Genomic DNA, 13,539 nt, shown 5'->3' with positions numbered 1-13,539 from the left:
CGGGGGACATTTGCATAGGGGCCTGCCGGCCGCGGCGGGGCCCTCAACGCGCGCGGCAGATCTGATCGAAGTCCGCGCGCCAAGCTCCAAAAAAAAAGCGCGGACCTTTCGATCCGCGCCGCTGGTGCCGTCAGGGGGAGAGAGGACCCGACGGCACCGTTGCTCCCGACCGGTGGGTCACGGCCGCTGGCCGTGACGCCTTCGATCAATATTTCAGGTTCTGCGACCAGTAGGTCTCGATCTGCTTGACCAGCGCGTCCGGCAGCGGCACGTAGTCCAGCTGCTTGGCCTGGGCGTCGCCGCTCTTGTAGATCCAGCGGAAGAACTCCTGGGTGGCCTTGGCGTTGGCCACGCTCTTGGGCTGCTTGCGGACCAGGATGAAGTTGGTGGCGGTGATCGGCCACGCTTCGGCGCCCGGGGCGTTGGTCATGACCAGGTAGAAGTCCTTGGCGTTGGCCCAGTCGGCGCTGGCGGCAGCGGCGGCGAAGGACTCGTCGCTCGGCAGCACGACCTTGCCCGAGGCGTTCTTCATCGCGGCGTAGGACATCTTGTTCTGCAGGGCATAGGACAGTTCGACGTAGCCGATGCCGCCCTTGATCTGCTTCACGTACGCGGCAACGCCTTCATTGCCCTTGCCGCCAATGCCGACCGGCCACTGGACGGAGGTGCCTTCGCCGACCTTGCTCTTCCACTCCGGGTTGACCTTGGAGAGGTAGTTGACGAAGTTGAAGGTGGTGCCCGAACCGTCCGAGCGGTGCACGACGGTGATCTTGCCGTCCGGCAGCTTCACGCCCGGGTTCAGCGCGGCGATCGCCGGGTCGTTCCAGGTCTTGATCTTGCCCAGGAAGATGTTGGCCAGGGTCGGGCCGTCCAGCTTGAGCGCGCCCGGGGCGATGCCGGCCACGTTGATCACCGGCACCACGCCGCCGATCACCGAGGGGAACTGCGCCAGGCCGGCAGCGGCCAGCTCTTCGGGCTTCAGCGGGGCGTCGGACGAACCGAAGTCAACGGTCGCGGCCTTGATCTGCGCGATGCCACCACCGGAACCGATGGACTGGTAGTTGACCTTCTTGCCGGTCGCGGTGCTGTAGTCGGCCGACCACTTGGACATGACCGGGTAGATGAACGAGGCGCCCGCGCCGGTCACATCGGCGGCATTGGCGGCGAACACGGACGACGCGGCGAGGACGGCAACGGCGGCGCGCGACTTGAAGGCGTGGATCACGGGGTGGCTCCTGGGATGGATGAAGGTGCGGGGTGTCCCGCCCGGTGCTCATTGCATAACGGTTCGATGACAGGGCAGCGACTGTCATATGACGGCGGGATGACACGCGTTCCCGGCGGTTCCAGCCACGCAGGGCGTGGCTCTACGGCAACCGCACCAGCGTGGCCACGCGTACACCCGGCTGCACTGCGTAGATCCGCGCCCTGCGTGGCTGCCCGTACACCCGGATGCACCGCGTAGAGCCACGCCCTGCGTGGCTGCCCGTACACCCGGATGCAACAAAAAAGGGCGCAGCCCAAGCTGCGCCCCTTCCGTTACGGCGGTTGCGTGTGACTTACCAGAAGAACTGCAGGCGCGCTTCCAGGATGTTCGGGTCGTCGTTGACGAACGTACGGGTCGCCGAGCTGTACTTCTTGCTGTCCACCATCACGTAGTTCAGCGCGAACTTGGTGTTGGAGCGCCAGTAGTAGTTCACGCCCACCGTCCAGATATCCATCTTGCCGCCCAGCACGCCGTCCACGATCGGCGGACGACCCGCGACCGGGTTGGCAAGCAGGTTGCCGTCGTCCAGGTTCATCGAGTCATAGCGTGCGCCCAGCTGCCACATCCCACGGCCCGGCTCGTCCGGCAGACCGGTGGTCGGCACGCCGCTCTTGTAGCCCCAGCTCTCGCCGGTGATGTTCCACAGGCCGCTGACATAGAAGCCGTCGCTCTCGTAGTTGTCGTGCGAGTAACGCTTGGCCTTGCTGGTGTAGTACTCGCCCTGTGCCTTGAACGGGCCGCCGATGTACATCGCTTCGGCGCCGATCGTGGTCAGGCGGTCGGTGTCGACCATGTTGCCGCTGTCGACCAGTCGCGCGGTGGCCAGGTCCGCATTCGGACGGGCGCGCACGCGCAGGGTGTCGGCGTCGGTGTCGTAGTCGACGTAGCTCAGGCCGAAGTGCAGGACCTGGCCCTTCTCGTTGATCGGTGCCCAGGTGCCACGCGCGCCGTAGCCGCTGCCGTGGGCCAGGTTGCGGGTCAGCTCGCGGCCGAAGGCGCTGGCGGTGACCGACCAGTTGTTGTCACCGTAGCTGTAGGCGCCACCGAGACGGCGTGCCACCGCGTAGGTGTTGGTGACCGCGGCCTTGGAGATGAAGTCGTTGTTCTTGGTGCTGGACAGCTCTTCCAGGCTGTTGGGCTGCTTGAACTGGCCCAGCTGCACGAAGTGGTTGGCGTTGCCGGCCAGCTTGTACTTGACGTTGGTGTCCAGGAACTTGTCGGCCTTGGCGTCGTAGCCGACCACCCATTCCACGTTGCCCGGGCCCTTGCCCTTGAGGACCAGCTCGGCGCGGCGCAGTTCGAACTCGCTGTCCTTGCCGTTGGCGGCATCGCCACCGTTGAGGTCGGTCACATCGTTGTCGAACCAGTTGCCGTCGGCCTGGACCAGACCCTCGAAGGTGATCTCCGAGCCGCCGATCACGTCGATGGCCACTTCAGCGTGAGCGGCCGGCACGAACAGCGCAGCAGCCACGGCCGCAGTGAGGAGTTGGCGATGCAGTTTCATGGAAAGGAGCCTTGCAGGCAGGTGGGAAGATGCTGCGCAGGCTAATAAGTGAAGATTGCGTAAATATGACAGTTTCGGACAAAGCGTCCCCCGACCCGGGGCAGGCGGCGGCTGGGGTTGCCAAAAATGCCTGAAACAGATGACTGCCCGGTTGCGCCCAGATGGCAGTCGCGCCGCCCGCTCAGGCGGCGGTTTTCTGCTTGAACCGGCACAGGTCGCGGATCACGCACTGCGGGCAGTCGGGTTTGCGCGCCTTGCACACGTAGCGCCCGTGCAGGATCAGCCAGTGGTGCGCATCCAGCAGGAACTCGGCCGGAATCACCTTCACCAGCAGGTCCTCGACCGCACGCACGTCCTTGCCCGGGGCCAGTCCGGTGCGGTTGGAGACCCGGAAGATGTGGGTGTCCACCGCCATCACCGGTTCGCCGAAGGCGGTGTTGAGCACTACGTTGGCGGTCTTGCGGCCAACACCCGGCAGGGCCTCGAGCGCGGCGCGGTCGCGCGGCACCTCGCCACCGTGCTGCTCCACCAGCAGCCTGCACGCGGCAATCACGTTCTTCGCCTTCGCGTTGAACAGCCCGATGGTGGCGATGTAGTGCTTCAGCCCGTCTTCGCCCAAGGCCAGGATCGCCTGCGGCGTGTTGGCGACCGGGAACAGTTTGCGCGTCGCCTTGTTCACGCCCACGTCGGTGGCCTGCGCGGACAGCGCGACGGCGACCAGCAGTTCGAACGGCGTGGTGTAGTCCAGTTCGGTTTTCGGATGTGGATTGAGTTCGCGCAGCCGCGTGAACATTTCCACGACGTCGGCCTTCGGCATGCGCGCGCTGCGCGGGGCGGCTTTTACGGCGGTAGGCATCACGGAAGCTTTCCTGCGGCCTTGGCCTTGGCGCGCGCTAGGATCGCGGCGGCGGCAGGCGGCAGGGCCGGTTTCAATTCGGGGGTGGGCGCCGGTGGAGCACGCCGGGCGTCGCGTTCGGCGGCGCGTCGTGCCAGCCGCTGCGCGCGCTGGCGGTAACGCGCACGCGCGTCCCATGCACGCTGCAGCTGCTGCTGGGCCTGCAGCAGGCGCGCCGGCAGCTCCGGGTGGCCCGGCAACAGCGATGCATCGGCCGGGCCGGGCACGTAGTCCATCAGGCCCGCGGCCAGCGCGCCATCGAGGTCGTCATCGAGCACCAGCAACAGCAGCCGGGCGGGCAGGGGCATGTCGGTGTGCGTCATGGTTCAGCGGTTCTGGAACACCGGCGGGCGGCGCGCCAGGAACGCCGAGGTGCCTTCGCGCATGTCCTCGGTGGCGAACATCAGGCCGAACTGCGCGCTCTCGTATTCCAGGCCTTCGCCGAGCGCGCATTCGCCGCCGACATGCACCGCATCGAGAATGCCGCGCAGCGCGAGCGGGGCCGAGCGGGCGAGCTGCGCGGCCAGTTCGCCGACGCGCGCATCCAGCTGGTCGGCGGCCACCACCTCGTTGACGATGCCCAGCTGCCGTGCGCGCTGCGCGCTGATCGGCGTGCCCAGCAGGCACAGCTCCAGCGTGGCCGCGCGGCCGCACAGGCGCAGCAGCCGCTGGCTGCCGCCGAAGCCGGGAATCAGCCCCAGGTTGATCTCCGGCTGGCCCACCTTGGCGGTGTCCGCGGCGACGCGCAGGTGGCAGGCCATGGCCAGTTCCAGGCCGCCGCCGAGAGCAAACCCGTTGATCTTGGCGATGACCGGTTTGCGCAACCGTTCGATGCGGCGCATCAATCCCTGGCCCAGCAGGGAGAAATCGCGACCCTGAACCGGTGTCAGCCCGTTCATTTCGGCGATGTCGGCGCCGGCCACGAAGGCCTTCGGGCCGGCGCCGGTGAGCACCACCACGCGCACCTGCGGGTCGGCGTCCGCACCGGCAAAGGCGGCATCCAGGGCTTCCAGCGTGGCCTGGTTGAGGGCATTGAGCTTGTCCGGCCGGTTGACGCTTATCCAGCGGATGGCGCCGTCGTCGATAATGGCAAGGGGGGCGTCGGCCACGGCGTGCTCCTCGGAAACGTTAAAAAAAAGTGATATTGAACTCTGGAAACAAAGACAGGTCATAGCCTGCGTCGTTAGTGGCGGTTCAACGTTGCGGCGGCTATCCTAACCCGTCGCCTCAGGGCGGCCCAACGCGTCCTGAGTTACCACCCCTGGAGAAACGTTTGATGAAGTTGCGTTCTATCGCGGTCGCCGTCGCGGCCCTGGCCCTGACCCTGACGGGCAATGCCTTCGCCCAGGACACTTCGTCCGAAAAGGGCAAGCTGAGCTATTACTTCGGTTACGACTACGGCAACAACCTGGCCGAGCTCACCGCACGCGGCGAGCAGCTGGACATCAACTCGGTGGTCAAGGGCCTGCAGGATGCCTACGCCAAGAAGCAGCCGTCGATCACCGCCGACCAGTTGAAGCCGGCCGTCGAAGCCTTCCAGAAGCGTGAGCAGGGTCGTGCCCAGGCCGCCAAGGCCGAGTACGAAAAGGCCGCCGCCGAAAACAAGACCAAGAGCACCCAGTTCCTGACCGCCAACAAGGCCAAGGCCGGCGTGCAGGCGCTGCCGAGCGGTGTGCAGTACCGCATCATCGAAGCAGGCAAGGGTGCCAAGCCGACCCAGGCCAGCACCGTGCAGCTGGAAGTCGCTGGTCCGTACCCGTTCGGTACCCGTCCGGCCGAAGCCCGCCCGGCGCAGCAGATTCCGTCGATCAAGGTCAGCGAAGTCGAAATGAAGGCCATGCGCGAAGTGCTGCTGCAGATGCCGGCCGGTTCGAAGTGGGAAGTCACCCTGCCGCCGGAACAGGCGTATGGTGCCGACCCGCGCACCCCGTTCCCGCCGAACGTGGCCGTGCAGTTTGAAATCAAGCTGGTCAGCGTCAAATAAGAAAGTGCTGGAACAAACAAACGCGCCGATGGCAACATCGGCGCGTTTTTTGTTTCCGATCGCGTTACTGTTGCCGTGTGCAATCCCTGGAAGAATCCCCGCGTGCCGTGCCGACACCCTGTATTGGAATCTGCGCGCTGGACCGTGCCGGTCTGTGCAGCGGCTGCCTGCGCACGGTGGACGAAATCACCCGCTGGTCAACGATGACCCGACACGAACACGATCATGTGATGCAGCAGGTCCTGCCGCTGCGCGAACAACTGCGGCAGTCGCTGGGCAGCTCGCTGGCCGGGCACGAACGCCTGCTGCGCGCGCTGCATCCGCTGGATGCCCCACCCACCGGCGATGGCTGGAACCACAGTGAACTGGCCGACCTGCTGCCCCCCGGGCCTCCGGTGGAGGCGGCGGTGCTGGCCGGGATCATTCCGCGTGCCGGTGGCGCGCAGGTGCTGCTGACACGGCGCACCGATACGCTGCGCCAGCACGGCGGCCAGGTCGGATTTCCCGGCGGCCGCCAGGAGCCGGATGATCGCGACGCGGTGGCGGCGGCCATTCGCGAAAGCCACGAAGAAATCGCCCTCGCGCACGACCAGGTGCAGGTCCTCGGCTACCTGGACCCGTTCGTGACCATTACCGGTTACCGGGTGATGCCGGTGGTGGCGGTGATCGACCCGGCCTTCGTGGCCGTGCCGCAGCCGGACGAAGTGGCCGAAGTGTTCGAGGTGCCCTTGGCGTACCTGATGGACCCGGCCAACCTGCACCAGGTGGAGATCGACCACCGCGGGCGCATCCGCCACGTGCTGGAATACGGCTGGCCAGGCCAGCGCATCTGGGGCGCCACCGCCGCCATCCTTTACAACCTGCGTCGCCGCCTGGAGCAGCTCGAATGACCACCGCCCCCCCCGATGGCTGGACCACGATCGTCGATGTGGCCACGCTTGCCGCCGCGCTCGAACCGGGGGCACCGCGCCTGCTGGATGCACGCGCCACCGCCAGTGCCGCACCGCGCCTGCTCGACGCCCGTTTCTCGCTGGGTGATCCGCAGTCCGGTGCACGGGCGTACGCGCAGGGCCATCTGCCGGGCGCGCTGCAGGCCGACCTCAATCGCGACCTGGCCGACATGACCCGGCACGGTCACGGACGCCATCCGCTGCCGGACAGCGACGCCTTCGCGGCGCGCCTGGGGCAGTGGGGCATCGCCCCCGACACGCAGGTGGTGGTGTACGACGCCGGTGACGGCAGCATGGCCGCCGCACGCGCGTGGTGGCTGTTGCGCCTGATCGGTCACACCCGGGTGGCCGTGCTCGATGGGGGCGTCGCGGCCTGGCAGGCGGCGGGGTTGCCGTTGACCACGGAGGTGCCGGAGGTGGCGCCGGCGCCGGCCTATCCCCGGCGTTTCGACACGACGCAGATCGCGTCGGTGGAGGAAATCGCCGCGCGCCTGAAGCATGCGCCGGGCTGGCTGCTGGACGCGCGTGCCGGCGAGCGCTTCCGCGGCGAGGTTGAGCCGTTGGATCCGGTGGCCGGGCATGTGCCCGGGGCCGTCAACCGACCCTTCGGATTGAACGTGGCCGACGGACGCCTGCGCCCGGCGGCAGACCTGCTGGCCGCGCTGCTGCCACTGATCGGCAGGCATGATCCGCAGCAGGTGGTGCTGATGTGCGGCTCGGGCGTGACCGCCTGCCACCTGCTGTTGGCGATGGAAGTGGCCGGTCTGCACGGCGCGCGGATCTATGCCGATTCGTGGAGCGGGTGGGTGAGCGATTCAAGTCGGCCGGTGGCCACCGGCGCGTGATGGAGGCGCGGGATTGCGGCGGGTGATGCGCGGCGCGTTGCGCGGTTGACACGCACGGCGTGTCACTACGACCTGTTACGGGCCCCTCTGGATCCGGATCAAGGCACCAGTGGTTTCAATGGCGTTGCCGCCAACACCCGTGGCCACGGGAACAACGGACCCGGGTCGCGCTTGCGTGGGACGCGGCGTTCCGGGTCATCGGTTGCCACTTCTTCCCTGGTGTCCAGTTGTTCGTGGCCGGCGATGCGCTGCAACCCCGGCAGGGTGTCACACAGATGCTGCAGCAGGTCGATCAGTGCCGCGATCTGGGCGTCGGGGTAGGGCTCGTCCATCGCCTGGTGGCGCGAGTCCAGCCAGTGCGGGTAGCGGCCGGTGTTGACCAGCTCGATGCCGATCGAGCGTGGGTTGCAGCCGCTGACATGGTGGGCCACGCGGTCGGCGGGAACGTACTGGACGATGCTGCCGTCGCGGTCGATGTAGTAATGACCGCTGTTGCCGCTGCCGCTGTCGTACAGCACGCGCTCGCCGTAGCTGCGTGCCATGGCCAGGTCCGGCAGCTCGGTGCAGTGGATCACCACCAGGTCGATGTCTTCCGGCGCGCGCGCCGCCAGCTTCGCCACGTAAGGCAGCGGCTGCAGGTCGATGCGGGGAAGGGCACGGTCGGGCATGCGGCGATGCTAGCATTCAGCCATGAACGCTTACATCCATTCCCGCGCGGTGCGTGCATGAGCCGCGGCCACTGCATCCTCTCCCACGGCTTTGAAAGCGGCCCGGACGCCACCAAGGTGACCGCGCTGGCCGAGGTCGCGCAGCGGCTGGGCTGGAGCCACGAACGCCCGGACTACACCGACCTGGACGCCCAGCGCGAGGTCAGCAGCGTCGGCGACGTGCGGGCGCGCCTGCAGCGCCTGATCGAACGTGCCACCGCGGCTGCCGCACGCGGCCCGGTGGTCCTGGCCGGCTCCAGCCTGGGCGCCTACATCTCCGCCATTGCCTCGCTGCAGGTGCCGGTGCATGGTCTGTTCCTGATGGTCCCGCCGACCCGCATGGGGCCCATGCCGGCGCTGGACGCCGCGCCGGTGCCGACGAGCGTGGTCCACGCCTGGCACGACGAACTGATTCCCGCCGCCGACGTCATCGCGTGGGCGCAGGCCCGTTCGGCCCGGCTGCTGCTGGTGGACGACGGCCACCGCCTCAACAACCACGTCGCGGCGTCCGCGCAGGCCTTCGAGACGCTCCTGCAGGCGCTGTAATGCCAGGCCCTGCCTGACTGCCATGGTGGCGCCGGGTGCCCATGGCACAGGCGGTCGGGTCCCCCCGGCGGGGGCGCGGGCATCCCGCGACGGCGCTTTCGGCGACCTCACGTACAATGCGCGGTCCGGCCCCGCGGTCGGGCCGTCTGCCGTGCCCGTGGGCACGCCCCCCTTTTGCTGACCTGCGATACCGATCCCGTGAAATTCTTTGTTTCCTGCGCCAAGGGCCTGGAGTACCTGCTCGCCGATGAACTGCTGGCATTGGGCCTGGACAAGGCCACTGCCACCATTTCCGGCGTGAACGCCGAGGGCGAGCTGCCGCAGGCACTGAAGGTGGTGCTGTGGTCGCGCCTGGCCAGTCGGGTGCTGTGGCCGCTGGCCGAGTTCGAGTGCCCCGACGAGGGCTCGCTGTACCAGGGCGTTTCGTCGATGGCCTGGGAGCAGCACATCCGCCCCGAGCTGACCCTGTCGGTGGACGCCCATGTCTCCGGGACCGAGATCACGCACGCGCGCTTCGCCGCGCAGCGGGTCAAGGACGGCGTGGTCGACAGCCTGCGTTCGCAGGGCATGGAGCGGCCGTCGGTGAACACCGAGTTCCCCGACGTGCGCATCAACCTGTCGCTGCGCAAGGGCCGCGCGACGATCTCGATCGACCTCGGCGGCGGCCCGATGCACCGGCGCGGCTGGCGCATGGCGCAGAACGAGGCGCCGCTGAAGGAGAACCTGGCGGCAGCCGTGCTGATGCGGGCCAACTGGCCCAAGATCCACGCCGAAGGCGGCGGCCTGCTCGACCCGATGTGCGGCAGCGGCACGCTGCTGATCGAAGGCGCGCTGATGGCCGCCGACGTCGCCCCCGGCCTGCAGCGCCACGGCAGCATTCCGCCGAGCCGCTGGCTGGGCTTCGACCGGGATGCATGGAACAGCCTGATGGACGACGCCCGCATCCGCGAGCAGGCGGGGCGCGCTGCGCTCAAGCAGGTCATCCACGGCAGCGATATCGACCCGCATGCGATCCGCGCGGCCAAGGAAAACGCGGAAACCGCCGGCGTGTCCGAGGCGATCTGGTTTGGCGTGCGCGACGTGGCCGACATGCAGGTGCCGCCGCAGGAAACCGGCTGCGTGGTGTGCAATCCCCCATATGACGAACGCCTCGCCGCGGACGCGGTGCTGTACCGCCGCCTGGGCGATGCGCTCAAGCGGGCGGTGCCGCAGTGGCGCGCCAGCCTGCTGTGTGGCAGTGCCGAGCTGGCGTTTGCCACGGGCCTGCGCGCCACCAAGAAATACCAGCTGTTCAACGGTGCCATCGAGTGCGCGCTGATCGTCTGCGACCCGATCGCCGTGCCGCAGCGCGAGAACGCCGGGCAGCCGCGCGAGCTCAGCGAAGGCGCGCAGATGGTGGCCAACCGGCTGCGCAAGAACATCAAGAAGTTCAAGAACTGGCGCGCCCGCGAAGGCATCACCTGCTACCGTGTGTACGATGCCGACCTGCCCGAATATGCGGCCGCGATCGACGTCTACGAAGAGGATGCCGGCGCGCGCCGTACATTCCTGCACGTGCAGGAATACGCGGCACCGGCGACCATTCCCGACGTGGACGTACGCCGCCGTCGCAACGAGCTGCTGTCGGCCGCGCGCGAGGTGTTCCAGGTGCCGGCCGAGCAGGTCGCGCTGAAGTCGCGCGAGCGGGGCAAGGGCGGCAGCAAGTACGGTCGCTTCGAACAGCGCGGCGAGTTCGTGCTGGTGCGCGAGAACGACGCGCTGCTGCGGGTGAACCTGTTTGATTATCTCGACACCGGCCTGTTCCTGGACCACCGCCCGCTGCGTTGGCACATGGCGCAGGAAGCGATCGGCAAGCGCTTCCTCAACCTGTTCTGCTACACCGGTGTTGCCAGTGTGCAGGCGGCGGTGGCCGGTGCGGCTTCGACCACCAGCGTGGACCTGTCCGGCACCTACCTGCAGTGGTGCGCCGACAACCTGGCCCTGAACGGCAAGGGCGGCAGCCAGCACCAGTTGATCCAGGCCGATGCATTGGCGTGGCTGGAGGCCGAGCGGCATCGTTTCGACGTGATCTTCTGCGATCCGCCGACGTTCTCCAACTCGGCCCGCGCCGAGGACTTCGACGTCCAGCGCGAACACGTGCGCTTGCTGCGCGCCGCCGTGGCGCGGTTGAGCCCCGAGGGCGTGCTGTACTTCTCCAACAATTTCCGCCGCTTCAAGCTGGACGAAGACGCGATCAAGGAATTTGCCGAGTGGAGGGAGATCTCCGCCGACACCATCGGCGACGATTTCGAGCGCAACCCGCGCATCCACCGCGCGTGGGAAATCAGGCGGTTTACCGCCTGATTGGACGTCCGAGGCGCCAGCGCCAATGCGGAATTCCCGACTGGGTAGGCGTTACCCAGCCGGCTCTACCCCAGCGCAGCCACCACCAGGCCCACCACCGGCAGCGCGCACGCGAGCGGCGCGATCCAGCGCGGCCGCCACGGGTACAGGCCGAAGGCGATCAACATCCCGCTGATCGTCATCGCGCCCAGCCACAACACCGGTCCGGCGGCCCAGCCGTGGTCCCGGACGCACAGCGCGAACGAGAGCGCCAGCAGCGCCCAGCCCAACGCGCGCCACACGCGCATCCGCGTTGCACCCGCATGGGCCTTGCCGTGCAGCTCCAACTGGTGCCTCTCCATCGCGAACGACAGGGCGGCAAAGGCCGAAAAACCCACCGTGATCGCCAGCAGCATCATGCGCTGGCCTCCGCTTCCACGCCGACCTTGGCGGCCGCCGCCGCGGCGGCGGCCTGACGCTTCTTCTTCTCCGACGCACTCAGCGCCGGCTGCCAGCGCTGCATGCGCAGGCCGCAATAGGCCAGCATCACACCGAAGGCCAGCATCACCAGATCCACACTGGCCAGCACCCAGTCGCCGTTGCGCAGGGTCACGCCCAGATGCGCATGCGTGGTGAGTGCATTGAGCACCGGAATCAACGCGAACAGCGCGGCGCCCAGGTACAGCTGCCAGGCCCACATCAGCCGCTTGGGCCAGACGAAGGCCGCGAGCAGGGCGCCGCCCCAGGCATAGAAGAACACGTTGGCTTCGGCGTCGGCGCGCTCGGCCAGCTGTAACGGCAGCAGCCGGTTGCCCCAGAAGTAGGCGGCGAAAGCAATCGGCAGGCCGGCCACCGCGCCGATGTTCAGCGCATCGACCAGTCGCAGCCCGAACCCGATGCGGCCCGACTTGGCGTGCTTGGGCCGCTCCTTCACTGCCCACAGCACCACGCCGCTGGCCACCATCAGGCAGCCGATCAGGCCGGACAGGAAGAACAGCGCACGCAGGCCCCAGTCGGCGAAGCGGGCCAGGTGCAGGCCATACATCACCCCGCGGGTCTGGGTGGCGCCGCCGGACAGCGGGCTGGCCTCGATCAGCGCGCCGCTCACCGCGTTGTAGCGCAGCGAGGGGGTATCGACCGACAACCGCTTGCCGTCACGCTGGTAGATGTCGATCACCGCATTGGCCGCGCCCGGGCGGAATACGGTGAAGCCACTGACCTGCGCGCCCTTCCATTCGGCGCGCGCGCTGTCCAGCAGCTGCTGCACCGGCAGCGACGCGGCGCGGCCCTCGGCCGGGCCCTCCACGTCGGCCAGGCGCGCGAACGCTTCGCTGAAGAAGGCGTCTTCGTCCTTGGGGTAGGCCACGTTCACGCCCCACGGCAGGTACATGAACATCAGGGTGACGATGCCGGTGTAGGTGATCATGGCGTGGTAGGGCAGGGCCATCACCGCGCTGACGTTGTGGAAGTCCAGCCAGGAGCGCAGGCCTTTCTCCGGGCGGAAGGTGAAGAAGTCCTTGAAGATTTTCTTGTGGGTGATCACACCGGTGATGATCGCCACCAGCATGAACATCGCGCAGAAACCCACCAGGTAGCGCGCCCACAGCACCGGGATGTAGTGCAGGTCGAAATGCAGGCGGTAGAAGAAATCGCCCCCGCGTGTTTCGCGCGCGGCCACTTCCTCACCGCTGCCCGGGTCCACCGTGGCATCGCCGAACCGGCCACCGCCGCGGCGGCGCTTTTCGCCTTCCACCGGCGGTTTGACCATGGATTCGGGGTTGCGCCAGAACATGCGCATCACCGGGTTGCGCGGGTCGGGCAGGGTGACGTTCCAGCTTTCGGCCTGCGGCGCCTTGTGCTCCAGGAACGCAAGCGCGCGTGCGGCGGCCACGTTGGCATCCACGCTCACCCGCGGCAGCTCCGGACGCATCCAGCGGCTGATTTCCTCGCGGTAGTAGCTGGCGGTACCGGCCATGAAGATCAGCAGCAGCAGCCAGCCGACCAGCAGCCCGGTCCAGGTGTGCAGCCAGGCCATCGACTGGCGGAATCCGTTCTTCATGCGCGTGCCCCCAGCATGAGCGTGCCCAGCCAGAACACGGCGGTGGGCAGCGCGATGCCGACCCAGGCGCGCAGCGCGGTGCGGGTGGCAAACGCCCACAACGCCGCGCAGGCGCACAGCACGATGGCCACCAGCATGCCGGTCAATACCGCCTGCGCGCGTGCGATCGGCAGGGCGACGGCGAAGAACATCGAACACGTCGCGGCCAGTGCGTAGCCGCCGACGATGGCGGCCAGCGAGCGCGACAGGACGCCCAGCCAGGGACGGGCGAGCGTGTTTCCGAAGCGGTTCAACCAGCGGGCGTCAGGCGTGCGTTCCACGGAATCCTGCAATGTCGGGTCCTGCAATGGGGCGTCCCCGGTCAGCGCCGGGCACGGGTAAAAGGTGGCCATCCGTGGCCCAGCCACCGCGCGTGACGATGGTTTCCCTGGAGAACGTTGCCCGCGCCTCCGGTGTCCGC

14 protein-coding genes are annotated in these 13,539 nt (G+C 67.9%); 5 read left to right on the top strand and 9 right to left on the bottom strand.

Features of this window, described 5'->3' with window-relative positions; genetic code table 11:
• Positions 1-205: 205 nt before the first annotated feature.
• From pstS to RT456_RS17075, 5 genes are all read right to left on the bottom strand, one after another.
• On the bottom strand, positions 206-1,225 hold the full coding sequence (gene pstS / locus RT456_RS17095) for a phosphate ABC transporter substrate-binding protein PstS (protein ID WP_313348334.1): 1,020 nt from the start codon (positions 1,223-1,225) through the stop codon (positions 206-208).
• Between the two features lie 334 nt (positions 1,226-1,559).
• On the bottom strand, positions 1,560-2,771 hold the full coding sequence (locus tag RT456_RS17090; RefSeq protein WP_313348332.1) for an OprO/OprP family phosphate-selective porin: 1,212 nt from the start codon (positions 2,769-2,771) through the stop codon (positions 1,560-1,562).
• A gap of 181 nt (positions 2,772-2,952) precedes the next feature.
• Positions 2,953-3,588, bottom strand: a complete 636-nt coding sequence (nth, locus tag RT456_RS17085) for an endonuclease III (RefSeq protein ID WP_313348338.1) — start codon at positions 3,586-3,588, stop codon at positions 2,953-2,955.
• 38 nt (positions 3,589-3,626) lie between these two features.
• Positions 3,627-3,989 carry a hypothetical protein gene (locus RT456_RS17080; RefSeq protein WP_313348330.1) on the bottom strand — a complete coding sequence of 121 codons (363 nt, stop codon included), beginning with the start codon at positions 3,987-3,989 and terminating at the stop codon, positions 3,627-3,629.
• A 3-nt stretch (positions 3,990-3,992) separates the two neighbouring features.
• Positions 3,993-4,775 (bottom strand): enoyl-CoA hydratase-related protein, encoded by a 783-nt coding sequence (locus tag RT456_RS17075; protein WP_313348328.1) that lies wholly within the window; start codon positions 4,773-4,775, stop codon positions 3,993-3,995.
• A 167-nt stretch (positions 4,776-4,942) separates the two neighbouring features.
• On the opposite strand from RT456_RS17075, the gene RT456_RS17070 reads away from it, so the two are divergent.
• The 3 genes from RT456_RS17070 (at position 4,943) to RT456_RS17060 (ending at position 7,445) form a co-directional block, all read left to right on the top strand.
• The gene (locus RT456_RS17070; RefSeq protein ID WP_313348326.1) at positions 4,943-5,650 is read left to right on the top strand and encodes an FKBP-type peptidyl-prolyl cis-trans isomerase N-terminal domain-containing protein; all 708 of its coding nucleotides are present in this window, start codon (positions 4,943-4,945) and stop codon (positions 5,648-5,650) included.
• An 86-nt stretch (positions 5,651-5,736) separates the two neighbouring features.
• Positions 5,737-6,540, top strand: coding sequence for a CoA pyrophosphatase (locus RT456_RS17065; RefSeq protein WP_313348336.1), 804 nt, complete (start codon positions 5,737-5,739; stop codon positions 6,538-6,540).
• Positions 6,537-7,445 carry a sulfurtransferase gene (locus RT456_RS17060; RefSeq protein WP_313348324.1) on the top strand — a complete coding sequence of 303 codons (909 nt, stop codon included), beginning with the start codon at positions 6,537-6,539 and terminating at the stop codon, positions 7,443-7,445. Before RT456_RS17065 ends, RT456_RS17060 begins: the two co-directional genes overlap by 4 nt.
• A gap of 98 nt (positions 7,446-7,543) precedes the next feature.
• Here RT456_RS17060 and RT456_RS17055 read toward each other — a convergent pair whose 3' ends face one another.
• Positions 7,544-8,113 (bottom strand): N-acetylmuramoyl-L-alanine amidase, encoded by a 570-nt coding sequence (locus RT456_RS17055; RefSeq protein WP_313348322.1) that lies wholly within the window; start codon positions 8,111-8,113, stop codon positions 7,544-7,546.
• A gap of 57 nt (positions 8,114-8,170) precedes the next feature.
• On the opposite strand from RT456_RS17055, the gene RT456_RS17050 reads away from it, so the two are divergent.
• Together RT456_RS17050 and rlmKL are read left to right on the top strand one after the other, a co-directional pair.
• Positions 8,171-8,698, top strand: a complete 528-nt coding sequence (locus RT456_RS17050; RefSeq protein WP_313348320.1) for a hypothetical protein — start codon at positions 8,171-8,173, stop codon at positions 8,696-8,698.
• A 198-nt stretch (positions 8,699-8,896) separates the two neighbouring features.
• Positions 8,897-11,041: a bifunctional 23S rRNA (guanine(2069)-N(7))-methyltransferase RlmK/23S rRNA (guanine(2445)-N(2))-methyltransferase RlmL gene (gene rlmKL, locus RT456_RS17045; RefSeq protein WP_313348318.1), complete on the top strand. Its 2,145-nt coding sequence runs from the start codon at positions 8,897-8,899 to the stop codon at positions 11,039-11,041.
• Positions 11,042-11,106: 65 nt separating this feature from the next.
• On the opposite strand, the gene RT456_RS17040 is transcribed toward rlmKL, so the two are convergent.
• Genes RT456_RS17040 through RT456_RS17030 form a run of 3 tightly spaced genes read right to left on the bottom strand, consistent with a single transcriptional unit; the run spans position 11,107 to position 13,399 of the window.
• Positions 11,107-11,439: a DUF3325 domain-containing protein gene (locus RT456_RS17040; RefSeq protein WP_313348316.1), complete on the bottom strand. Its 333-nt coding sequence runs from the start codon at positions 11,437-11,439 to the stop codon at positions 11,107-11,109.
• Entirely contained in the window at positions 11,436-13,079 is a 1,644-nt protein-coding gene (locus tag RT456_RS17035) for a PepSY-associated TM helix domain-containing protein (RefSeq protein ID WP_313348314.1), read from the bottom strand. The genes RT456_RS17040 and RT456_RS17035 overlap by 4 nt, the downstream gene beginning before the upstream one ends.
• Positions 13,076-13,399 carry a DUF3649 domain-containing protein gene (locus tag RT456_RS17030; RefSeq protein ID WP_313348312.1) on the bottom strand — a complete coding sequence of 108 codons (324 nt, stop codon included), beginning with the start codon at positions 13,397-13,399 and terminating at the stop codon, positions 13,076-13,078. Before RT456_RS17030 ends, RT456_RS17035 begins: the two co-directional genes overlap by 4 nt.
• Positions 13,400-13,539 lie beyond the last annotated feature (140 nt).

The organism is Stenotrophomonas sp. (assembly GCF_032099025.1).
GTDB lineage: Bacteria > Pseudomonadota > Gammaproteobacteria > Xanthomonadales > Xanthomonadaceae > Stenotrophomonas.
This window is presented reverse-complemented; position numbering and strand designations above follow the sequence as displayed.